At 69.3% G+C, this 21,472-nt stretch carries 18 protein-coding genes; 5 read left to right on the top strand and 13 right to left on the bottom strand.

Going from position 1 to position 21,472, the window contains the following annotated elements; genetic code table 11:
• Window positions 1–3 precede the first annotated feature (3 nt).
• A complete protein-coding gene (locus ACFVHY_RS13370) occupies window positions 4–870 on the bottom strand; it encodes an ABC transporter permease (protein WP_055476553.1) in 867 nt (288 codons plus the stop codon).
• A gap of 1 nt (window position 871) precedes the next feature.
• Window positions 872–1,729, bottom strand: a complete 858-nt coding sequence (locus tag ACFVHY_RS13365) for an ABC transporter permease (RefSeq protein WP_211539312.1) — start codon at window positions 1,727–1,729, stop codon at window positions 872–874.
• A 313-nt stretch (window positions 1,730–2,042) separates the two neighbouring features.
• Between ACFVHY_RS13365 and treZ the strand changes: the two genes are divergently transcribed.
• Window positions 2,043–3,833, top strand: a complete 1,791-nt coding sequence (treZ, locus tag ACFVHY_RS13360) for a malto-oligosyltrehalose trehalohydrolase (RefSeq protein WP_390272418.1) — start codon at window positions 2,043–2,045, stop codon at window positions 3,831–3,833.
• Window positions 3,834–3,878: 45 nt separating this feature from the next.
• Here treZ and ACFVHY_RS13355 read toward each other — a convergent pair whose 3' ends face one another.
• Window positions 3,879–4,205: a hypothetical protein gene (locus ACFVHY_RS13355; protein WP_390272415.1), complete on the bottom strand. Its 327-nt coding sequence runs from the start codon at window positions 4,203–4,205 to the stop codon at window positions 3,879–3,881.
• A gap of 147 nt (window positions 4,206–4,352) precedes the next feature.
• Window positions 4,353–5,729, bottom strand: coding sequence for a threonine ammonia-lyase IlvA (ilvA, locus tag ACFVHY_RS13350; protein WP_390272413.1), 1,377 nt, complete (start codon window positions 5,727–5,729; stop codon window positions 4,353–4,355).
• Window positions 5,730–5,962: 233 nt separating this feature from the next.
• On the opposite strand from ilvA, the gene ACFVHY_RS13345 reads away from it, so the two are divergent.
• Window positions 5,963–6,949: an SMP-30/gluconolactonase/LRE family protein gene (locus ACFVHY_RS13345; protein ID WP_390272411.1), complete on the top strand. Its 987-nt coding sequence runs from the start codon at window positions 5,963–5,965 to the stop codon at window positions 6,947–6,949.
• Here ACFVHY_RS13345 and ACFVHY_RS13340 read toward each other — a convergent pair.
• The 5 genes from ACFVHY_RS13340 to lspA form a co-directional block, all read right to left on the bottom strand.
• On the bottom strand, window positions 6,892–7,161 hold the full coding sequence (locus tag ACFVHY_RS13340) for a hypothetical protein (protein ID WP_055476140.1): 270 nt from the start codon (window positions 7,159–7,161) through the stop codon (window positions 6,892–6,894). The genes ACFVHY_RS13345 and ACFVHY_RS13340 overlap by 58 nt on opposite strands.
• Before the next feature lie 143 nt (window positions 7,162–7,304).
• Entirely contained in the window at window positions 7,305–10,847 is a 3,543-nt protein-coding gene (gene dnaE, locus ACFVHY_RS13335) for a DNA polymerase III subunit alpha (RefSeq protein ID WP_390272409.1), read from the bottom strand.
• A 219-nt stretch (window positions 10,848–11,066) separates the two neighbouring features.
• Window positions 11,067–12,638: a serine/threonine-protein kinase gene (locus ACFVHY_RS13330; protein ID WP_390272407.1), complete on the bottom strand. Its 1,572-nt coding sequence runs from the start codon at window positions 12,636–12,638 to the stop codon at window positions 11,067–11,069.
• A gap of 172 nt (window positions 12,639–12,810) precedes the next feature.
• Window positions 12,811–13,737, bottom strand: coding sequence for an RluA family pseudouridine synthase (locus ACFVHY_RS13325; protein ID WP_055476137.1), 927 nt, complete (start codon window positions 13,735–13,737; stop codon window positions 12,811–12,813).
• On the bottom strand, window positions 13,730–14,383 hold the full coding sequence (gene lspA, locus ACFVHY_RS13320; RefSeq protein ID WP_390272405.1) for a signal peptidase II: 654 nt from the start codon (window positions 14,381–14,383) through the stop codon (window positions 13,730–13,732). The genes ACFVHY_RS13325 and lspA overlap by 8 nt, the downstream gene beginning before the upstream one ends.
• 40 nt (window positions 14,384–14,423) lie before the next feature.
• Between lspA and ACFVHY_RS13315 the strand changes: the two genes are divergently transcribed.
• Window positions 14,424–15,371 (top strand): hypothetical protein, encoded by a 948-nt coding sequence (locus tag ACFVHY_RS13315; RefSeq protein ID WP_390272403.1) that lies wholly within the window; start codon window positions 14,424–14,426, stop codon window positions 15,369–15,371.
• A gap of 182 nt (window positions 15,372–15,553) precedes the next feature.
• Here the strand turns inward: ACFVHY_RS13315 and ACFVHY_RS13310 are convergent, their stop codons facing one another.
• Window positions 15,554–16,033 carry a hypothetical protein gene (locus tag ACFVHY_RS13310; RefSeq protein WP_390272572.1) on the bottom strand — a complete coding sequence of 160 codons (480 nt, stop codon included), beginning with the start codon at window positions 16,031–16,033 and terminating at the stop codon, window positions 15,554–15,556.
• Window positions 16,034–16,370: 337 nt separating this feature from the next.
• Between ACFVHY_RS13310 and ACFVHY_RS13305 the strand changes: the two genes are divergently transcribed.
• Window positions 16,371–17,405 carry an asparaginase gene (locus ACFVHY_RS13305; protein WP_390272401.1) on the top strand — a complete coding sequence of 345 codons (1,035 nt, stop codon included), beginning with the start codon at window positions 16,371–16,373 and terminating at the stop codon, window positions 17,403–17,405.
• 65 nt (window positions 17,406–17,470) lie between these two features.
• On the opposite strand, the gene ACFVHY_RS13300 is transcribed toward ACFVHY_RS13305, so the two are convergent.
• Entirely contained in the window at window positions 17,471–18,916 is a 1,446-nt protein-coding gene (locus ACFVHY_RS13300) for a DNA polymerase IV (protein ID WP_390272569.1), read from the bottom strand.
• A gap of 91 nt (window positions 18,917–19,007) precedes the next feature.
• Window positions 19,008–19,463: a nitroreductase/quinone reductase family protein gene (locus ACFVHY_RS13295; RefSeq protein WP_390272398.1), complete on the bottom strand. Its 456-nt coding sequence runs from the start codon at window positions 19,461–19,463 to the stop codon at window positions 19,008–19,010.
• A gap of 115 nt (window positions 19,464–19,578) precedes the next feature.
• On the opposite strand from ACFVHY_RS13295, the gene ACFVHY_RS13290 reads away from it, so the two are divergent.
• Entirely contained in the window at window positions 19,579–20,271 is a 693-nt protein-coding gene (locus ACFVHY_RS13290; protein ID WP_390272395.1) for a TetR/AcrR family transcriptional regulator, read from the top strand.
• A gap of 68 nt (window positions 20,272–20,339) precedes the next feature.
• Here ACFVHY_RS13290 and ACFVHY_RS13285 read toward each other — a convergent pair whose 3' ends face one another.
• Window positions 20,340–21,251, bottom strand: coding sequence for an RNA polymerase subunit sigma-24 (locus ACFVHY_RS13285; RefSeq protein WP_390272393.1), 912 nt, complete (start codon window positions 21,249–21,251; stop codon window positions 20,340–20,342).
• Window positions 21,252–21,472 lie beyond the last annotated feature (221 nt).

Genomic DNA, 21,472 nt, shown 5'->3' with positions numbered 1-21,472 from the left:
CCCTCATCCCGAGATCTTGATCCCGGGCGACGTGCCCCAGAACACGAGTGTCATGACCAGGTTCGCGAACACGATGACGATGATCGCGAGTCGGATGGCATGTCCGGCAGCAACTCCCACTCCTTCGGGACCACCTGAGGCGAAGTAGCCGTAGTAGCACTGGATGAACGTCGTCAGCAGGACGAAGACGATCACCTTGAAGAACGAGAACAACATGTCCCACGAGACGAGGAACTGGTTGAAGTAGTACAGATACGTGCCCTCGCCCTGACCGCTCTGCAGCATGAACATGAACTGGCAGGCGAGGTAGTTGGCGGCCAGCGACACCGAGTAGAGCGGGATGATCGCCAGGACGGCCGCACACATCCGGGTGGTGACCAGGTACGGCAGCGGCCGGATCGCGATCGCCTCGAGGGCGTCGATCTCCTCGGCGATGCGCATCGAGCCCAACTGTGCGGTGAACCGGCAACCCGACTGGGCCGTGAACGCGGTCGCGGCGAGCAGCGGTGCGATCTCGCGGGTCGTCGCGAAGGCCGACAGGCCGCCGGTCACCGGGGACATGCCGAGCAGGTTGAGGGCGGTGTAGCCCTCGATGCCCACGGTCGCGCCGCCCATGATGCCGAGGATCACCATGACGCCCACCGTGCCGCCACCGACGACGATGGCGCCGTTGCCCCACGCCACGTCGGCGAGCAGGCGCCACACCTCTTTGCTGTAGTGACGGAACGCCAGCGGCACCGCGGCGATCGAGCGGACCAGGAAGGTGATCAGATGGCCCATCGCGGCGAGCGCGTCGCGCGGCCCGCGGTACACCGCCTTGGCGGCCTCGAGCGGCCGCAGGGCCGGAGGTACATACCGTGACGCGGTCATCTCACACCACCCTCGACGGGAACAGGATCGCGAACAGCTGGGTGAGGATCACGTTCACCGTGAACAGCAACAGGACCGAGTTGACGACAGCGGCGTTCACCGAGTTGGCCACACCCGCGGGCCCGCCCTTCGTCGAGAGGCCGCGATCGCAGGCGACGATGGCCACGATCGCGCCGAATATGACGGCTTTGGCCAACGCGAACATGAGGTCGGCGGTGGTGGCGAAGGACGCGAAGGTGCCGGTGTAGCTACCCGGTGTGCCGCCCTGGAAGTAGACGTTGAAGACGTAGCCGGTGATGAACCCGACGAAGCACACGAACCCGCAGAGCAGGAAGCTGACGACCATCGTCGCGAGCAGTCGCGGTGAGATCAGGCGCTCGATGGGGTTGACGCCCATGACGCGCATCGCGTCGATCTCGTCGCGGATGGTGCGGGATCCGAGGTCTGCGGCGATCGCCGAGCCGACGGCGCCCGCGAGGAGCAGCGACGTCACCAGCGGTGCACCCTGCCGGATCACACCGAGACCCGTTGCCGCGCCGGAGAACGACGTGGCACCGACCTGACCGGCGATGTTGGACACCTGGATCGACACGATGACGCCGATCGGGATGGCGACCAGGAGGGTCGGGAAGACCGAGGTGCTGGCCATGAAGGCGCACTGACGGATGAACTCCCCGAACGGGAACCGTCGCTTGAAGAGATCGACGAAGAGGGTCCGGAACACCTCGACGAACATGCCGAGCTGGCGACCGAACGTGTCGAACGAGGCGACGACATGGCCGTCCACCCACGACCGCACCGCCCCCGGCCTCTTGCGACCCACCTCCTCGTCGTCCGAGGTGACTGCGTTAGTGCTCAATCCCTACCCTTGCGTCTCGGCTTACCCGTTCACCGGCCGTCAGGTCGCGATGGCGCGTGTCGACGTCGACGCGCGTTCTCGTTTCCGCAGACCCGCTTCGCGTGCCCCCCGTGGGCATGAGCGCCGCGGGTAAAATACCCCATTCCCCTCGTCCGAATGTGTCCGGCCTCACACTAGCGCCCGACTGCACCTGTCCGAGGTCCGACATACCTTGCATGATGTGACGAATCCCCCGACCGCTGCCGCTGTTGCCCAGAGCACAATAACTTGGTCGGACGACCAGCGGGAACAAAACCTACCACTTCGTTCCAATGTGGAGCCCTTCCGATCACCGCGATCACTGGGCGAACTCCGGGTCTGGGCACCGAACGCGCAGGTCGTCGAGCTGGTGATCGGGTCGTCCGCGCAGGACCCGGCCGCGGACCGGATCGCCATGACGGCAGCCGCGGGCGGGTGGTGGCAGGTGGACACCGCACCGGGAACCGAACCCGTCGGGGGACTGCGCTACGGATTCTCGATCGACGGCGGACCGGTGCGTCCTGATCCGCGGGCCGTGCGCCTGCCGGACGGGGTGCACGAACTGTCGGCGTTGTTCACCGTCGACGACGCCGGCTGGACCGACGCCGGCTGGGCCGGTCGCGACATCCGGGGAGCGGTGGTCTATGAGCTCCACCTCGGCACCTTCACCCCGGAGGGCACGCTCGACTCCGCCATCGGCCGGCTCGACCATCTCGTCGACCTGGGGGTCGACTTCGTCGAGCTGATGCCGGTCAACGCGTTCAACGGGGTTCACAACTGGGGTTACGACGGCGTCGGCTGGTACGCGGTGCAGGAGACCTACGGCGGACCGGCGGCGCTGGCCCGGTTCGTCGACGCCTGTCACGCCCGGGAACTCGGTGTCGTCCTCGACGTCGTCTACAACCATCTGGGTCCGTCCGGCAACTACCTACCCGACTTCGGGCCCTACCTCTCCGCGGGCGTCACATCCTGGGGATCGTCGGTCAACCTGTCCGATCCGGACTCCGACGAGGTCCGTGCGTTCATCGCCGGTACGGCCCTGCGGTGGTTCACCGAGTTCCATGTCGACGCCCTGCGCCTCGACGCGGTGCACGCGCTGGCCGACCACCGCGCCGTGCACATCCTGGAAGAACTCGCCGCCGCCACCGACGATCTCACCGTCGAACTCGGGCGGCCGCTGTCCTTGATCGCCGAGAGCGACCTCAACGATCCCCGCATGATCTCCCCGCGCAGCGTCAACGGACTCGGACTCGCCGCGCAATGGGACGACGACATCCACCACGCGATCCACACGCTGGTGTCGGGCGAACGGCAGGGCTACTACCGCGACTTCGGAAGCTACGACTGCCTGGAGAAGGTTCTCACCGGCGGGTTCTTCCACGACGGCACCTATTCGTCGTTCCGCAAACGCCGCCACGGACGACCGATCCCGACCGACCGGCTGCCCGCGTCGGCCCTCCTCGCCTACACCTGCAACCACGATCAGATCGGCAATCGGGCGATCGGCGACCGCCCGAGCGCCTACCTCGACGGCGGACAGCTGGCGATCAAGGCGGCGCTGGTCCTGCTGTCCCCGTTCACCCCGATGCTGTTCATGGGTGAGGAGTGGGCGGCGGCGACACCGTTCCAGTTCTTCACCTCCCACCCGGAGCCCGAACTGGGCCGAGCCACCGCGGAGGGGCGCAAATCGGAGTTCGCCGAGCACGGCTGGGACAGCGACGACGTGCCCGATCCGCAGGACCCGGCGACGTTCGAGCGGTCGAAGCTGGACTGGACCGAACTCGACGATCCCGCCCACGCGCGTGTGCTCGAGTTCTACCGAGCCCTCATCGCCTTGCGGAAAGCCGAAGCCGCACTGTCCGATCCGGCCTTCTCGTCGGTGTCCGTCGACTTCGACGAGGCGGCCGGATGGTTCGCGATGCATCGCGGTGACTGGTCGGTGGTCTGCGTTCCCGGCGCCACACCGGTGACCATCCCGATTTCGCTCGACGTCGAAATGGCTTGGCAGTCACCGAGTTCCGAGGACTCCGGACTCGCCTCGCCGGGACACAACGTGATCGTCGGCCGCCGTGGTGACGGCCCATAGCCCGAAGTCGCGTGTACCGCGGCTCCGGGCCATGAAGTCAAGTGGTCAGATGGCGTCGCCGCCGTCGATGCTGCCGAAGTCGCCGACCTCGACGTTGCCCTCGTCGTCGACCGCGGTGTCGAAGGTGCCGTCGCAATCGGTGTCGGCGACGGCGATGTCGGTGTAGCCGTCGGCGTCGGTGTCGGCCTCGATGATGTCGATCTCGCCGTCGGCGTTGGTGTCGTAGGCGATGGAGTCGGCCTGGCCGTCGCCGTCGGTGTCGAGGATGGCGTCGGTGGTGCCGTCACCGTCGACGTCGGTGAGTGCGGCGTCGACGGCTCCGTCGCCGTCGGTGTCGACGAGAACGGCGTCGGCGGGGATCTCGGTGCTCATGGGGTTGTCCTTCCAAGTGACGAGGCGCTGTGGTGGTGCAGTGCTTCTGGGCGGTTCATGTACTTGGAGGCGGCACCGGACGCGAATGTTCCCGTGGTCTGGTGAGTCATCCGAATGGTCGACGCCGGAATTTCGCGGCCCCGGCTCTCAGGTCAGGTAGGCGTACGCCGGACTACCCGGTTCGAGCCGCTCACAGTGCAGCCGGGAGTGGGCCATCCGGTCCATCAGGTCGCCGAGCCCGTCACGGTGTCCCAGCTCGACTCCGACGAGGGCGGCGCCGGTCTCCCGGTTGTTGCGTTTCACGTACTCGAACAGCGTGATGTCGTCGTCGGGTCCGAGAACCTCGTCGAGGAAACGCCGCAGCGCACCCGGCTCCTGCGGGAAGTCGACCAGGAAGTAGTGCTTGAGTCCCCGGTGCACCAGCGAGCGCTCGATGATCTCGCCGTACCGGGACACGTCGTTGTTGCCGCCGGAGACCAGGCACACCACGGTGGAGTCCGCGGGCAGCTGCAGTTTGTCGAGGATCGCGACCGCGAGCGCACCCGCGGGTTCGGCGATGATGCCCTCGTTCTGGTAGAGCTCGAGCATCGCCGAGCAGATGGCGCCTTCATCGACGTGGGTGATGTGCGCGGTTCCCGGCACGGGCGCGTGGCGTTGGTCGGGTACCACGCGTGCGGCCGGGGCGTCGGTGATGCTCGCCAGCACCGGGTGATCGGTCACGGTCGCGCCCATCTCCGACAACACCCGGTGCCCGATGGTCCCGATGCGCTTCACCGCTGCCCCGTCCACGAACGGGTCGATCTCGGCGAGGGTCACCGGTCCCCCGTTGACGAGGGCGGCGCTCAGCGACACCGCGCCGGTCGGTTCGACACCGACGATCGTGATGTCCTCGGACAGGCCGCGGAAATAGGTGGCCATCCCGGCCAGGCATCCCCCGCCGCCGACCGGTGCGACCACGACGTCGGGAACACGACCGAGCTGTTCGACGATCTCGTGCGCGATGGTCCCCTGCCCGGCCGCGGTCCGCGGGTCGTCGAATGCATGGATCCACGCGGACCCGGTACGCATCACGTCGTCCTGAGCAGCGGCCGCGGCGGCGTCGTAGGTGTCGCCGACGGCCTTGAGCTCGACGAAGTCACCACCGTGCCAACGGATTCGATCGCGTTTCTGCTTGGGCGTGGTGGTCGGGACGTAGATGCGTCCGGGCACCTGCATGCTCCGGCATGCGAACGCGACCCCCTGGGCGTGATTGCCGGCGCTCGCCGCGACGACGCCACGCGACAGCTCCTCGGCCGACAGCTGCGCCATCACGTTGTAGGCGCCGCGCAGTTTGTAGGAACGGACGGCCTGGAGGTCCTCGCGCTTCAGGAAGATCTCGGCCCCGGTGTCGGCGGACAGCCGCGGGCAGATCTCGAGCGGGGTACGCGCCACCGCGTCGGCGATACGGATCGACGCGGCTTCGATCGCGTCTACCGACAACGCCTGCTGATGGACCGGGACGTGGTGCGTACTCACGACAGCCATGTTCTCACTGTCTGCCGGTGATCCGATGTCGCGGGTTCCGACGCCCGTCCGCGACCGCGTCGTGGGTCGTGGCATCGCGGCGCCGGATGAATCGGCATCGCGGCACATTCGCGCACCCGATGGCGTAACACTGGACGGGTGCGTTTGACAGCGGGCCGGACGGGAATCTTCCCGACGACCGTCTCGCCCGACCATCGCCGACGGCGACCAGCCTCACCGACCAGGGAGCAGCCATGACAGCTCGTCGAACCTTCCCACCCCGCGCGCGACGCCTGTCGCGACTTGCCGCGCTCGGCGCGGCCGCCGCCCTGGCGGTCGGGCTCGGAGCCGCCGTCGACCCCGCCCCGGCCTCGGCCGCCCCCGTGTGCGCTGGTGCCGGGCAGCCGGCGCGACTCGTCGGGTCGGTGCCCGGCGCGGCGCTCGAGGGCCTGACCGTCGACGCCGCCGGACGCCTCTACACCACCGACCTGATCACCGGTCGCGTGTATCGCCTGGCCGGACCGGGCGCACCTGCGGTTCCGATCGCACGCGTGCCGGGCGGGAGCGGAGCGGGCGCGCTGGCGTGGACCCCCGGCGGCACCCTGCTCGTCGGATACGGCGCCGACCCGCGTGTCTTCGTGGGCGACGCGCTGCGACACGCATCCATCGCCCGGCTCGACATCAACACCCGCGCACTGCGGCCCTGGGTGACGGGACTCTCGGCGGCCAACGGGATGGACGTGTCGGCACGCGGAAATGTGTACGCCACCAACGACTTCGGCAATCTCATCGGTCGGGTGAGCCCCAACGGCGCCGTGCAGGCCGGATGGGGAGCGCTACCGAGCGCGAACGGAGCAGTTCTCGGACGCGGCGACGGGTGGCTGTACGTGTCGAGGACCTTCGTGAACCCGGGCGTCAGCCGGATCTCCACCGCGAATCCGCGCGTCGTGCAGAACCTGCTCAACGTGGGTGCGCCGTCGACGCCGGACGGACTGACCCTCGATTCACGCGACCGACCTGTGGTGCCCTTCAACGCGACGGGTGAGATCGTGCGCGTGACGGCGCCCGGAAGCCACTGCGTGCTCGCGACGGGCCTACCGACCTCGAGCGTCGTGTCCTACGGGCGAGGAGACCGCGGGTTCTCGGCCGGACGTCTCTTCCGCGCCGGATTCGACGGAAGGATCTACGAGATCCCCGGCGGGTTCGATGCCGGCGCGACGGCCGCCGTCCCCGGCAGGTAGCGCTCGCCCCACCACACCGCGAGCAGCGTCAGTCCGCTCGCCCAGGCGGTGACTGCGAGTGAGCCGAGGAGAACGAGGCTGACCAGTGCCACCACGACCGCGGCGGCGACGGCGTGCGCCTTGTGGACCGGCCACTGCGCACCCAGGACATCGACGGTGCGGGGCTGCCGCGATGCCGGACGACCGGGGTCGACGTCGATCAGGGTCGCCATGGCGGATCACTCCCTCACTGGCCGGGTGCGCTGGACGTGCCGTCGAGTGTAGCGCAGAACGAACGAAAATGTTCGGCGACCCGAATCCTGCGTCACGGCCGGGTGAAGTCGGTCGAGCAGGCAACCCTCATCTCAGAACGTCGTCACCCCAGGCAGCTGGGCCCCAGGAGGGCTTTGAGGTCGCCCATCAGGGCCGAACTCGGGGCCACACGTAACGACTCGGTCAGTTTCAGCTGGGTCTGCCGCTTGTCGCTGACGAGCGTCACGTGCACGTCGGCCATGCCGGGATGCCGGGTCAGCACCTGCTTGAGCGCCGCCACGCGGTCGGGGGTGCAGAGTCGCGCCGAGAGTGTCAGGGCCACCGGTTTGGTCGCCCCCGCGGTTTCCAGATCCGGCACCGCCAGATCGTTCGCGCTGATCATCATGCTGTCGTCGCGCAGGTTCACGCGGGCCTTGATCAGGACGATGTTGTCGGCGACGATGTCCATCCCGTACGCGACATAGGCCCGCGGGAAGAAATACACCTCGACTCCACCGACCATGTCCTCGAGGGTCACCGCGGCCCACGGCTCGCCCTTCTTGTTCACCCGCCGGGTCACCGAGGAGATGATGCCGCCGATGGTGATCTGGGCGCCGTCGGCGACGTTGCCCTCGAGGAGCGTCGAGATCGAGGTGTCGGTGTGCGCGGCGATCGCATGCTCGACGCCACTGAGCGGGTGGCCGGACACGTAGAGTCCCAGCATCTCCCGCTCGATGGCGAGCTTGTGCTTGGTGTCCCATTCCTCTTCGGGCACCTTGACCGCGAACACCTCGGCCATCGAGTCATCGGCACCGCCGGCGTCGCCGAAGAGGTCGAATTGTCCGATGGCCTCGGCCTTCTTGGTCCCGATGACCGATTCGACGGCCTCCCCGTGTACGAGGAACAGGCCCTTGCGCGGATGCCCGAGTGAGTCGAAGGCGCCCGCCTTGATCAGCGACTCGGTCACCTTCTTGCTGCAGGCGGTGACATCGATCTTGCCGAGGTAGTCGGAGAAGTTGGTGAACTTCCCCTTCTCCTCGCGCGCGGCGATGATCGAACCGACGACGCCGGAGCCGACGTTGCGGATCGCGGCGAGACCGAATCGGATGTCCTTGCCGACCGCGGCGAAGTTCCGCTGGGATTCGTTGACATCGGGCGGCAGCACGGTGATCCCGAGCTTGCGACAGTCGGCCAGGTAGATCGCGGCCTTGTCCTTGTCGTCGCCGACCGAGGTCAGGAGGCCGGCCATGTACTCCGCGGGATAGTTCGCCTTGAGGTACGCGGTCCAGAAGGACACCAGCCCGTAGCCGGCGGCGTGCGACTTGTTGAACGCGTAGCCGGCGAACGGTAGGACGGTGTCCCACAGCGCGGTGATCGCGGCCTGGGAGAACCCGTTGTTGCGCATGCCCTCCGCGAAGCCGTCGTAGGCCTCGTCGAGGATCTCCTTCTTCTTCTTGCCCATCGCGCGACGCAGCAGGTCGGCCTGTCCGAGCGAGTACCCGGCGACCTTCTGCGCGATCTGCATGATCTGCTCTTGGTAGACGATGAGGCCGTAGGTCTCCGACAGGATCTCCTTGAGCGGCTCCTCCAGCTCGGGATGGATCGGCCGGATCTCCTGCAGACCGTTCTTGCGCTTGGCGTAGTCGGTGTGCGCGTTCACACCCATCGGGCCGGGACGGTACAGCGCGAGCACGGCGACGATGTCCTCGAACCCGGTGGGCTGCATCATCTTCAGGAGTTCGCGCATGGCGGCGCCGTCGAGCTGGAACACCCCGAGGGTGTCGCCGCGGGCGAGCAGTTCGTAGGTCTTCTCGTCTTCGAGCGGCAGCGAGTCGAGGTCGAGGTCGATTCCCCGGTTGAGCTTGATGTTCTCCAGGGCGTCGCCGATGACGGTGAGGTTGCGCAGACCCAGGAAGTCCATCTTCAGCAGGCCGATCGCCTCACACGACGGGTAGTCCCAGCCGGTGATGATGGCGCCGTCCTGCGCGCGCTTCCACACCGGGATCGCGTCGGTCAGCGGCTCCGAGGACATGATCACCGCACACGCGTGCACACCGGCGTTGCGGATCAGACCCTCCAGTCCGATCGCGGTGTCGTAGATCTTCTTGACGTCCGGATCGGTCTCGATGAGCGTGCGGACCTCGGCGGCCTCGTTGTAGCGCTCGTGTTCGGGGTTGGTGATACCCCAGACCGGGATGTCCTTGGCCATGATGGGCGGCGGCAGCGCCTTGGTGATGCGGTCGGCGATCGCGAATCCCGGCTGACCGAACTGGACGCGCGCCGAGTCCTTGATCGCGGCCTTCGTCTTGATGGTGCCGAACGTGATGACCTGGGCCACCTTGTCGCTGCCCCACCGGTCGGTCGCGTACCGCACCATCTCGCCGCGACGACGGTCGTCGAAGTCGATGTCGATGTCGGGCATCGACACCCGCTCGGGGTTGAGGAACCGCTCGAAGAGCAGGCCGTGCGGGATCGGGTCGATGTTGGTGATGCCCAGCGCCCAGGCCACGAGCGAACCGGCCGCCGAGCCACGGCCCGGGCCGACCCGGATGCCGACCTCGAGAGCGTGACGGATGAGGTCGCCGACGACGAGGAAGTAGGCCGGGAACCCCATCTGGATGATGACGTCGAGTTCGTAGTTGGCGCGCTGCAGGTATTCCTCGGGCACCTCGGTGCCGGCGAAACGGCGCTCCGCGAGTCCCTTCGCGACCTCCTTGCGCAGGAACGTCTGCTGCGTCTCGCCGTCGGGCACCGGGAAGACCGGCATCCGGTCGCGGTGGGTGAAGACCTCTTTGTAGGACTCGACGCGCTCGCCGATCTCCAGGGTGTTGTCACACGCCCCGGGGACGATCGAGTCCCACTGCTCGCGCATCTCGGCTGCGGACTTCAGGTAATAGCCGTCGCCGTCGAACTTGAACCGGGTCGGATCGGAGAGGGTCTTGCCGGTCTGCACGCACAGCAGCGCCTCGTGCGCCGCGGCGTGCTCCTTGGTCACGTAGTGGCAGTCGTTCGTGACGATCGGCTTGATGCCCAGCTTGCGACCGATCTCGAGCAGACCGTCGCGCACACGCCGCTCGATCTCGAGCCCGTGCTCCATGAGCTCGAGGTAGAAGTTGTCCTTGCCGAAGATCTCCTGCCACTTCGCCGCGGCCTCGAGCGCCTCGCGGTCGTGGCCGAGCCGGAGCCGGGTCTGCACCTCACCGGACGGGCATCCCGTCGTCGCGATGATCCCCTCGGCGTGCTCGGCGATCAGGTCCACGTCCATCCGCGACCACTTGCCGAGCTGCCCCTCGATCGACGCGAGGGACGACAGCTTGAACAGGTTGCGCAGCCCGGTCGCGTTCTCGGCAACCATCGTCATATGGGTGTAGGCACCCGAGCCGGAGACGTCGTCGCTCTTCTGATCGCGGGTGCCCCACTGGATTCGTTTGGTGTCGAATCGCGAGCCGGGGGCGATGTAGGCCTCGATGCCGATGATCGGCTTGATGTCGTTCTTGACCGCCGTGTTGTAGAACTCGCTGGCGCCGAACATGTTTCCGTGGTCGGTCATGCCGATCGCGGTCATTCCCAGACGTTTGGCCTCGGCGAACAACGGGGACACCTTCGCCGCACCGTCGAGCATCGAGTACTCGGTGTGGTTGTGCAGGTGTACAAACGAGTCCGTCACGGCGCCTCTTCTGTCGAGATCAGTCGGTAGATGTCGGGTCAGTCGTCAGATGTCGGTTCGGTCGGCGGTCATCGGCACCCGGGAGAGTGCGCCCGAAGGCGGTCGGGCGGGTCCGAGTCCGGGTCCACTCTAGGCGCGTGCACCGACACCGCCGGGCTCCCACTCCGCGTCGTGACGGATGGGACAGCTGTGGTAGCGAAGCCGGTTCGCTCACCGCGCTCACAGGGCCATGAACACGATGACGATCGCGACCAGCAACACCACGGCGACGATCGCCAGCACGATGGGCAACCGGTTCGACGACGACGGCGTCGATGGTGTCGGACCCGCCGGTCCGGCCCAGCCCCGGGGACCCTGACCGGGCAGCCCGCCGGGTCCCGCGGCATCCAGGCCGCGCGGCGGGGTGCCGGGCGGCGTCGGGCCGACGCCGCCCGGGCGGCTCCGGTCGGGCCGCAGGTGGTCGTTGCTCTGCCGGAACGGATTCGACGGCGGGTGCTGCCACACCGCCGGATCGGCACCGGTCGTCGGCCTCGATCTCGGGCCGGGCCCGGGCACCCGCGACCCCGGCGCGGGGCCCGCGGACGGCGGGGCCGCACCCGGTGGGGCGTTCGGAGGACCGCCGCGCGCCGGGCCCGCGCGCTGCGTCGCTTCGAGTGCCGGGTCCACGTTCGCCGCGGGACGGCCGGGCCCGGGCCGGCGGGGCTCGGCCGGCCCGGACCGTGATCGACGCCCTGCGGGTGCCCGGTCGGGGGCCGCGGCGCGACCGGCGGGCGGCGGTGTCGGCCGGTCGGACCGTCCCGGCATGCCCGGCGCGCGCGGACCCGGGACGGCGCCGCCGGCCATCCGACCGGGGAGCCCGCGGACCGTCTCCGCGTCGAGGTCGGCGGCCGACCGCGGCCGCACGTTCCGCAGACCCGTCGCCAGCGCGTCGGCGAACTCCCGGCAGCTGGCGAAGCGCTCGTCAGGGGACTTCGCCATCGCACGCGCGATGACCGCGTCGGCGTCGGGCGAGAGTCCGGGCACGAGCTCGGATACCCGCGGTACGGGTTCTTTCAGATGGGCTCCGATGACGGCGCCGTTGTCGCGGTCGTCGAAGGGCACGCGCCCGGTGAGCAGGTGGAATGTGGTGGCCGCCAGCGAATACTGGTCGGTCCGGCCGTCGAGTCGACGACCCGTCAGCTGCTCCGGCGACGCGTACGACAGCGTGGCCAGGACCGTGCCGACCGAGGTGAGCGCCTCGGTCTCGTCGGACAGTTTGGCGACCCCGAAGTCGGTCAGCAGGACCCGCTGCTCGTCGAGCGACGAATCCTCGTCGACCTCGGCGAGCAGGATGTTGGCGGGTTTCACATCGCGGTGCAGCAGTCCGCGCCGGTTGGCGTGGTCGATCCCCCGCGCCACCTCCGACACGATGTGCACCACGCGACGCGGGGCGAGGCGGCCGCGTCCGGCGAGTTCGCGCGCACAGTCGGTTCCCGGGACGTACTGCATGGCGATCCAGAGCAGATCGGACTCCGCCGACTTGTCCGGTCTCGACGCCACCGGCACACTCGCACGCCCGCGGTTGAACACGGTGACGATGTTCGGGTGGTCGAGCGTGGCCGCGACCTCCGCCTCACGCAGGAACCGCCGGCGAAAGTTGCCGTCCGTGAGTCCGGCCGAAGCCTTCAGCACCTTCAGGGCGTCGTACCGGGGCAGCTCCGGATGCCGGGCGAGGAACACCGCACCCATGCCGCCGCTGCCGAGTACCCGTTCGACGCGGTACCCGGCGACGAGGGTTCCCGGCTCGAGCACTCCCCCAATCTAGCGGTGTGTCTCGGAAATAGTCGATCGAACGGCCTGGTCGCGCGAGACATCAGGCCCGCTCGCTCCGCTCCCGGCGCCACGTGACATCAGGCCCGCTCGCTCCGCTCCCGGCGCCACGCGACATCAGGCCCGCTCGCTCCGCTCCCGGCGCCACGCGACATCAGGTCGCGCGCAAGACCTCGAGTGCGTGCTGCAGGTCCTCGGGGTACGACGAGGTGAACTCCACCTGTCGGCCGTCGGCCGGATGGGCGAATCCGAGCGACCGCGCGTGCAGCCACTGGCGTTCCAGACCCAGCTTCTTGGCCAGGACCGGATCGGCGCCGTACGTGGGATCACCGCAGCACGGATGGTGGAGGGCCGAGAAGTGAACCCGGATCTGGTGTGTGCGACCGGTTTCGAGGTGAACGTCCAGCAGCGACGCCGACGCGAACATCTCCAGGGTGTCGTAGTGGGTGACACTCGGTTTGCCGTTCGCGGTCACCGCGAACTTCCAGTCGTTGCCGCGGTGGCGGCCGATCGGCGCGTCGATGGTCCCCGACGGCGGATCGAGGTGCCCCTGGACGAGCGCGTGGTAACCCTTGTGCACGGTCCGCTGTTTGAACGCCCGCTTGAGCAACGTGTACGCGCGTTCGGACACCGCGACCACCATGACCCCCGACGTGCCGACATCGAGACGGTGGACGATCCCTTGGCGTTCATGCGCACCGGAAGTCGAGATCCGGAAACCCGCAGCCGCGAGGGCCCCGATGACCGTCGGGCCGCTCCAGCCGAGGGACGGGTGGGCAGCGACACCCACCGGCTTGTCGACGACGACGATGTCGGAGTCGTGGTAGATGACCTCGAGGTCCTCGACCGGGGTCGGCTCGACGCGCAGCGGCTCCTCCGGTTCGGGCAACGTGACGTGCAGCATCGTGCCCGCGGCGAGTTTGTGTGACTTCCCCACCGCCACGCCGTCGACGACGACGTCGCCTTCCTCGGCGAGGGTGGCGACGACGGTGCGCGACAGCCCGAGCATCCGGGAGACGCCGGCGTCCACACGCATCCCGTCGAGGCCGTCGGGCACCGGCAGGAAACGCGATTCACGCATGCGCGCCGCCCTCGGTGCCGGCGGGATCGCGCTGCTCGCGGCGGGCCGCCCAGCCGGTGCGGGTGCCGTCGTAGTCGAAACCGAGTGCGGAAAGGACGACCAGCAGGATCGCCCCGCACACCACCGCGGAGTCGGCGACGTTGAACACCGGGAACCACCCAACCGACACGAAGTCGACGACATGACCCTGAAGTGGCTGGGGGGCACGGAAGATGCGGTCCGCCAGGTTGCCGATGGCGCCGCCGAGCACGAGCGCCAGACCGGCCACCCACCATCGGGAACGCAGCCGGCCGCTATAGCGGATGATCACGAGCACGACCACCAGGGCGATGATCGACAGCACCCACGTGTACCCGGTGGCCATGGAGAAGGCCGCGCCGCTGTTGCGGACCAGACGTAGCGTGACGACGTCGCCGATGATCTCCACCGGACGCATCGGGTCGATCGCGGCGACCGCGATCGACTTCGTCAGCTGGTCGAGTCCCAGGACCACGAGCGCGACGCCGAGCACCACGATCGTCGCCTTCGGCACCCGACGGCCGGGACGCGCGGCGACGTCGGTGTCGTCGGGTCGGCGGTCGGCCCCGGGTTCGACACGGTCGTGCGGGTCCACATGCTCTCGATCCGTCAGGGGTTGGTCATCCACAGCATCATTGTCCACGACACGTCGAATACGCTGGCTACCCGTGTCCCCGCATCCCCGTCGCCTCCGGTCCGTCGTCTCGTCGATCGCGGCGGTGACCGCACTGTCCGTCCTGGTCGCGGGATGCGCATCGGGTCCCGACGAGTCGGCCGGCGCTCCGTCGTCGGCCACATCGGCGGGCTGCAGCACCGACTCGCCGTCCCGCGCCGCCGGCGCGGCGCCGGTCCCGATCGCGCCGGCGACGGTGACGATCGTCGACGCGGGAACCGGTGAGCGCCGCGCGCCGACGACTGCGCCGGACATCGCAACCGCCCAGTCGGTGACACTGGTGACGACCTCGGAGGTCGCGTCGCCGGGCAACTCGGACGCCCAGACCGTCGAGATGCCGCTGACCGCGCGGTTCGGTTGCGCCGACCTCGCCGACCTCGAACTCGACCTCGGCACGGTCACGTCCCCCGACACGACGCTGAACGACGAACTGTCGGCGATGGCCGGCGCGAAAGCCGGTCTCACGCTCGGTCCGGGCCTTGCGCCGGTGTCCCTGCGGATCGCGCCGCCGGAGCCGGCCGGCGGCGAGGCACGACTGGCGGTCGAGCAGGCGCTGGTGTCGGCGTTCAACGCGGCGGTCGTGCTCCCGACCGAACCGATCGCGGTGGGTGCGACGTGGCGGAGCGAGCGGGTGATCGCGGCCGCGGCGACCGTCACCCAGACCATCGAGGCACGGCTCACGGGCTGGGACGGCAACCGGCTGACGATCGAGTACACCGCCGACGAGACCCCGGTGAACTCGGTGTTCGCGATACCTGGCGGCAGTGACAGCCTCACCATCAGCCGCTACAGCTACACCGGTCAGGGCTCGGTGACCGTCGACGTGACCCGCGGGCTGCCCATCGCCGGCGAGGCCACCTATCGGGGCGCTCGCGAGTTGGTCGGTGCCGACCCGAACCGGCCGCTGGTGCAGCGGACCGGACTGTCCGTCACCTGGCGCTGAACGCCGACGGCCCCGGGTCACCGACTACGGTCGGCGACCCGGGGCCGCGGATCATGCTGTGCGCGAGACCGGCCGGAAGGCGCCGTCGGGAACACAACCCCACTCGGTGGCAGGGCGGCGACAGACGGGCCGGAAGGCGCCGCCGGGAACGCAACCCCGCTCGGCGGCGAGGCGGCAGGAGGTCAGCTCGCGGGCGCGCACATGGCGCTCTCGACCTGGTAGAGGCCGAGGAGATTGCACACGGTCTCGTTCGAGAGCTTCCAGCGTCCGTCGTCGTAGACGATGGTCGACTCGGCGTTGGTCGGCGGGTTGCCCGCGGTCTCGATCCGGACCTTGACGCGAGCCTTGTTGGGGCCGGCGCTGATCACGGGGTTGACGAGGACCCAGTCGACGTCGGAGTTCTCGGCACGTGCCTTGACCAGCTCGTCGAAGATCGCCGGGTCCTTCTCCGAACCCTCGACCAATTCGATCTTCTCGGCCCGCGGGATGTCGGGGTCGACGGCCTGGTCGACCATCTCGTTGAGCGCAGCGATCGACGGCGGGTTGCTGCCGTCGGTGATCTCGGAGCCATCGCCGCTCGCGGCCGCGGTGTCGGCGCTGGTGAGCGTCGGTGCGGGCGGCGCGTCGGCGTCATCACTTCCGCAGGCCGCGACGGTGGTCATCAACGCGGCCGCGATCATGGTCGCGCCCAGAAATTTCCGATACTTCAACGATCTCCCTCACTGTGTTCTCGGGCATGGGGTGCGCCGGCGGGCGCTCTCGTACCGCGATGCCGGACGCGTCTGCCGGGTTCGGCCCGACCGGACGTGTCTGCCGGGGTGTGCCCCGACCGGACGTGTGTGCCGGGTTCCCCCCGGCGACGGCCCACACCACTATGCCAAACGGCGGGCACCAGGGGTCCCCGATGCCCGACGACACGCGACGACGGTCCGCCCTGCCGGTGGCGCCGAGCAGGCAACGCTTGACGGGCCGACCGGGTTCCGGTGACCCTTGGGCACCATGACAGGCATCCCGCCCGCGGCCGCCGGAGTCACCGTGCTGATCAGCACCGGAGGCACGATCGCCGCCCACACCACCGACGACGGCGCGGTCCCGGCGCTCGGCTCGGCAGCTCTCCTCTCCGCCGCCGGGACGATCGCCACCGCCACCGGGACCGGGGACAGCGGGACCGGGGACAGCGGGACACCGCGCACTCCGTCGCCCATCCGCACCGTCGACCTCATGTCGGTGGACAGTTCCGCGATGACCGTCGCCGACCAGTTCGCGGTGGTCCGCGCGATCGCCGACGCGCTTGCCGACCCCGCCGTCCGCGGCGTGGTGATCACGCACGGGACCGACACGATGGAGGAGACGGCCTACCTCGCCGACCTGTATGCCACCGACGAACGGCCGGTCGTGTTCACCGGGGCCATGCTGCCGTCCGACTCCCCCCGCGCCGACGGGCCGTCGAATCTCACCGCCGCGTTGGCCGCGATCGACGACCCGACCGCTCGCGGTCGAGGAGTCCTCGTGGCGATGGGTGGCCGGCTTCTGCCGGCGCGGGGGTTGTTCAAGGTCTCCACCACCGACCCCGTGGCCTTCGACACCGTGCAGGGCACCGGTCGGGCCGACGACCCGCCGGTGCCGCGACGAGTGCTCGCCGGATCGGTACCGGTGGGCCGGCCGGCTCGTGTCGACGCCTTCACCCTGTACCCGGGCGTGTCACCGGGACTGATCGCCGCGTCCGTCGCGCAGAACGCTGCCGGCGTGGTCCTCGCGGCCACCGGCTCCGGGAACACCCACCCGGACATCACCGCCGAGGTGGCACTCGCCGTCCAGCGCGGGGTGATCGTCGTCGTCACCAGCCGTGTCCCGTACGGCGAGGTGACCGCAACCTACGGCGGGGGCGGCGGCGCGGTCGATCTGCGCCGAGCCGGGGCGATCGTGTCACCCTGGCTGCGCGCACCGCAGGCGCGCATGGCGCTCATCGCACTGCTGACCTCGGGCCATGATCCTGCCTCGATCACGGAATTCTTTGTCGCACGACAACACTGATGGACGACGCCGGCACCCGCCGGGTGGCGTCCAGGGCGCGGCCGGTCGACACCGTGTCCGATCGGTCAGTCGTCGCCGGGGAGATCCCATTCGAGGCTGGCGAGCGGATCCGCCGGACGGAGGTTCGGATCGTCGACCGGAAACGTGCGCGTACGCCCCGGCCCGCTCGTGCGGGTCTCGAATCGCACGGTGACGACCCCGTGCCCACTCCCCTGGACCCAGCCGTGCCCGTGGGCGGGGTGGGTCACGTCGGCGCCGGGGCCGAAGCGGCCGACCGGCATCGAACTTCCTCCCGGCGCGAACCGCGGAGGTTCGGGAGCCGAGTCCGCCACGTGGACGGCCGGCACCTCGGCCCCGGCCGGGTCCGGTGACGCCGTCACCTCGGCGCGGTCTCCCGCTGCTGCACCGCGGCCTGCGGCGGTGTCGTGGTGGGTGGTCTCGACATCGGCCGGTCCCTCGCTGCCGAGCTCGTCGAAGAGGGCGTACTGCTGCACCGCGGTCAACCCCGAGAAGCTGACGCCGACAAGGCGAATGGCCCCGATGGAACGCGGATCGAGCGCGAGCCGCTGCGCCGTCCGCTCGAGGTCGTCGAAGTCGGTGGTGGCCGCCGCGGTCGTCGCCGAGCGCGTCAGGACCGACATATCGGATCTCTTCAGTTTGAGCACGACGGTGCGCGCGCCCCGGCCGTCGGCGAGCAGTCGGCGGTGAGCGTCGGCGGCGGCCTTGCGGATGGCGGGACGCAGCGCGTCGAGTTCGACGATGTCCTCGGCGAAGGTGGACTCGGCGCTGATCTGCTTCGAGGAAGCACGTTCGGCGACCGGCCGGTCGTCGATGCCGTGGGCGAGGCGATGCAGCGCGGGACCGACGGTGCCGCCCAGCACGGAGGCCACCTCCACCGGCGACATCGCTGCGAGGTCACCGATGGTCGCGATTCCCAGGCGCGCCAGCCGATCGCCGGACACGGGTCCGATGCCCCACAGCTTGCGGACCGGGAGCGAATGCAGGAACTCGAGCTGACCGGACGGTGGGATCACCATAACCCCATCGGGTTTGGCCATCCCCGAGGCGATCTTGGCGAGTTGCTTTCCGCTCCCGAGTCCGACCGACGCGGCGAGTCCGACCTCATCCCGAATCCGGGCTCGGAGTCGCTCGGCGAACTCGCGGGCCGCGTCGACGGTCGCCCCCTCGAGTTCTTCCGGCTCACCGAACGCCTCGTCGAACGACAGCGTCTCGATGACCGGAACAGCGTCGCGCACAAGGCCGAAGACCCGTTTGCTGACCGTGCTGTACACCGATCCGCGCGGCGGGATGACCACGCCGGTCGGCCCGATGAGCCGGCGCGCCTGGTGCATCGGCATCGCCGAGCCGGCACCGAACACGCGCGCCTCGTAGCTGGCGCCGGCGACCACCCCGCGCCCACCGGACCCGCCGACCAGTACCGGGCGGCCGCGCAGCGTCGGTCGGGTGAGCTGTTCGACGGAGGCGAAGAACGCGTCCATGTCGAGGTGCATCACCCAGCGCGGGCTGCGTTCGGACCCCCGCCCCGACACCGCACCGACCGGGCGCGACGGTTCGGGTTCGAGGCGTGACACCTCACCGAGTCTAGTGAGCAGCGGTGACGGCGAAGACGGGGATCAACCCGGCGTGGGCGGCGAGATCCTCGTCCGACGACGCGAGCTCGAGGCCCGCGGGCAGGAACCGCCCGACCTCCCACCCCCAGCGGCGCAGGTACTCCCGGATGAACGGCGGACGAAGCGCGGGGTCGAGCTCGGTGAGGGTGACGACGGCCCGACGTCGGCCGCGGCGAAGTTCGACCGTCCCGGCCACGCGCGCGTTGCGGACCCATTGCGTGTCGCCTCGGACGGCGACCAGGTACTCCACCCCGTCGAGTCGCAGCACGTTGACCGGCACTCGCTGCGGCGTGCCGGTCTTCCGGCCGACGACGGTGAGCGTCTGGGCCCCGGCCAGGTTGACCCCGCGGTCGGCGAGCCAGCGCACTGCGCGGTTGAAGGCGGCCTCGAATCCGCTCGGGGCCTTGTAGTGGGTGGTTGGGGTCATGATCGGCCTTTCGTCGAGGTGACAATTCCGAGAGCACTGCTCTCGGAATTGAGTATGCGGCCGCGCCGCCCGGAAATCAAGAGCACCGCTCTCGGTTTGTGGCAGGATCGTCGCCATGGCCACCGGACGAAGCCGCGCGGAGAACCGCGCGATGATGACCGACGAGATCCGTCGGCTGGGACGCGAACACCTGACCACCTACGGCGCCGCCGGGCTCTCGTTGCGCGCCATCGCCCGCGACATGGGCGTCGTCTCCTCGGCGGTGTACCGGTACGTCCCGAGCCGCGACGAGTTGCTGACCATGTTGCTGGTGGAGGCCTACACCGATGTCGCGGACGCCGTCGATGCCGCGGCCGATTCCGTTGCCACCTCCCGACGACGCGATCGACTCGCAGCCGCGGCCGGGGCAGCGCGGACCTGGGCTCTCGCCGAGCCATCCCGATGGGCGCTGATCTACGGAAGCCCGGTGCCCGGTTACTCCGCCCCCGGCGAGCGGACCGTCGGGCCCGGCACACGCATTCCCGTGCGGCTCCTCCGCGAGTGCTCGGCCGCCCACTCCGAAGGCGTGCTACGCGCCGACCTACCCTCTCCCACAACGGATGTCGCCGCGGACATGGACGCGATCCGCGACGAGTTCGACCTCGACACACCCGCCGCGGTCCTGGCCGCGGCCACCACGTTGTGGGCCGTACTCGTCGGCGCGATCAGCCTGGAGACCTTCGGCCAGTACGGGACCGACACCTTCGCGCATCCCGAGCAGCTGTTCCGGTTCCAGGTCGAGCAGACGCTGTCGGGCCTGTTCGCCTGAGATCTGGACAGAGTGCGGTATTCGTACCGGTTTCCGGTACAGATCCCGCACTCCGCGCGGTGGGTTGATCAGCGGGTGACCGATCGCCGGCGTTCGACACCGACGAGCTTGTCGGGGTTGCGCATCACGTAGATGTCGACGGTCAGGTCATCGACGACGCGGAGGGTCATCGCGGTCTGCAACCGGCCGTCGAAGTAGAGGATCATCCCGGGCTGGCCGTTGAAGACCACGAACTCGGCGCGGTAGTCCTCGAGTACAGCTCCGATCCGGGCGAACCCGGACAGCACCTGCATCACCGCGGGCGCCCCGCGCATGGGCTGACGGACTGCGGTGGCCTTGCCGTTGCTGTCCGAGGTCAGCACGACCTCGGGTGCCATGAGGGCGACAAGCGCGTCGGCGTCGCCCGACTCTGCGGCGTCGAGGAACGTCTCGAAAACCTCCGCGGCGCGGGCGCGGTCCATCGGATCGAACCGGGGGCGCCGACGCTCGACGAACGACCGGCCTCGTTCCGCGAGCATCCCCACCTCGTCGGGCGTCCAGGACAGCATCATGGCGATCGTGTCGTCGGCGAATCCGAAGACCTCACGCAGGACGTACACCGTCCGCACAGCGGGCTCGAGCTTTTCCAGAACGAGCAGCATCGCGGTCGACGCGAATTCCGCGAGACCCGCGTCGGCGAGGACGTCGCCGTCGAACCGGATGGGATCGGGTAACCACGGTCCGACGTAGTCCCCGGCAACACGTCGACGCGCGGTGAGCGTCTCGAGCGCGCGCCGGGCAACCTGCGCGGTGAGGTGCGCTCGGGCCGACCCGGGGTCGAGCGCGCCTACCGGAGCGCTCGCCGGATGATCCCAGAGGCAGTGTCGGACAACATGATCGGCGTCCACAGCCGAGCCCAGGATCTCGTAGGCCACCGTGAAGAGCAGCGGTTCGAACGCGGCGGATCGCGCCGGAATCGGGTCCACGTCCATACGGGTCATCGGGGTCTGCCCCCTCGTAGATGGTTCGGGCGGCGAACGACGCGCTCGGGTGTGTGCTCACCCTGCGGGGTCGGGTCGCGGCAGTCTCCACACCGTACGTGGCGCGGCACCGCCAGGGTGCGAGTGTGGCGATCGGTGTCCCAGATCGTCTCGTCCGACCACGCCTCCCCGCGCGGCCGACGACGACACCGCGCGGGCACCCGGCCGGGATGTCCGCGCGG

The sequence above is a fragment of the Gordonia sp. NPDC127522 genome, assembly GCF_042672305.1.
GTDB classification, from domain to species: domain Bacteria; phylum Actinomycetota; class Actinomycetes; order Mycobacteriales; family Mycobacteriaceae; genus Gordonia; species Gordonia hongkongensis.
Note: the sequence above shows the minus strand (reverse complement) of the source record. Positions and strands in the feature narration are given on the sequence as shown.

Coding starts and splice junctions, on each gene's coding strand:
- ACFVHY_RS13370 (WP_055476553.1), bottom strand. CDS start 870: ATGACCGCGTCACGGTATGTACCTCCGGCCCTGCGGCCGCTCGAGGCC.
- ACFVHY_RS13355 (WP_390272415.1), bottom strand. CDS start 4,205: ATGAGCACCGAGATCCCCGCCGACGCCGTTCTCGTCGACACCGACGGC.
- ilvA (WP_390272413.1), bottom strand. CDS start 5,729: ATGGCTGTCGTGAGTACGCACCACGTCCCGGTCCATCAGCAGGCGTTG.
- ACFVHY_RS13345 (WP_390272411.1), top strand. CDS start 5,963: ATGACAGCTCGTCGAACCTTCCCACCCCGCGCGCGACGCCTGTCGCGA.
- ACFVHY_RS13340 (WP_055476140.1), bottom strand. CDS start 7,161: ATGGCGACCCTGATCGACGTCGACCCCGGTCGTCCGGCATCGCGGCAG.
- ACFVHY_RS13325 (WP_055476137.1), bottom strand. CDS start 13,737: ATGCGTGAATCGCGTTTCCTGCCGGTGCCCGACGGCCTCGACGGGATG.
- ACFVHY_RS13310 (WP_390272572.1), bottom strand. CDS start 16,033: ATGACCACCGTCGCGGCCTGCGGAAGTGATGACGCCGACGCGCCGCCC.
- ACFVHY_RS13305 (WP_390272401.1), top strand. CDS start 16,371: ATGACAGGCATCCCGCCCGCGGCCGCCGGAGTCACCGTGCTGATCAGC.
- ACFVHY_RS13300 (WP_390272569.1), bottom strand. CDS start 18,916: ATGCACCTCGACATGGACGCGTTCTTCGCCTCCGTCGAACAGCTCACC.
- ACFVHY_RS13295 (WP_390272398.1), bottom strand. CDS start 19,463: ATGACCCCAACCACCCACTACAAGGCCCCGAGCGGATTCGAGGCCGCC.
- ACFVHY_RS13290 (WP_390272395.1), top strand. CDS start 19,579: ATGGCCACCGGACGAAGCCGCGCGGAGAACCGCGCGATGATGACCGAC.
- ACFVHY_RS13285 (WP_390272393.1), bottom strand. CDS start 21,251: ATGACCCGTATGGACGTGGACCCGATTCCGGCGCGATCCGCCGCGTTC.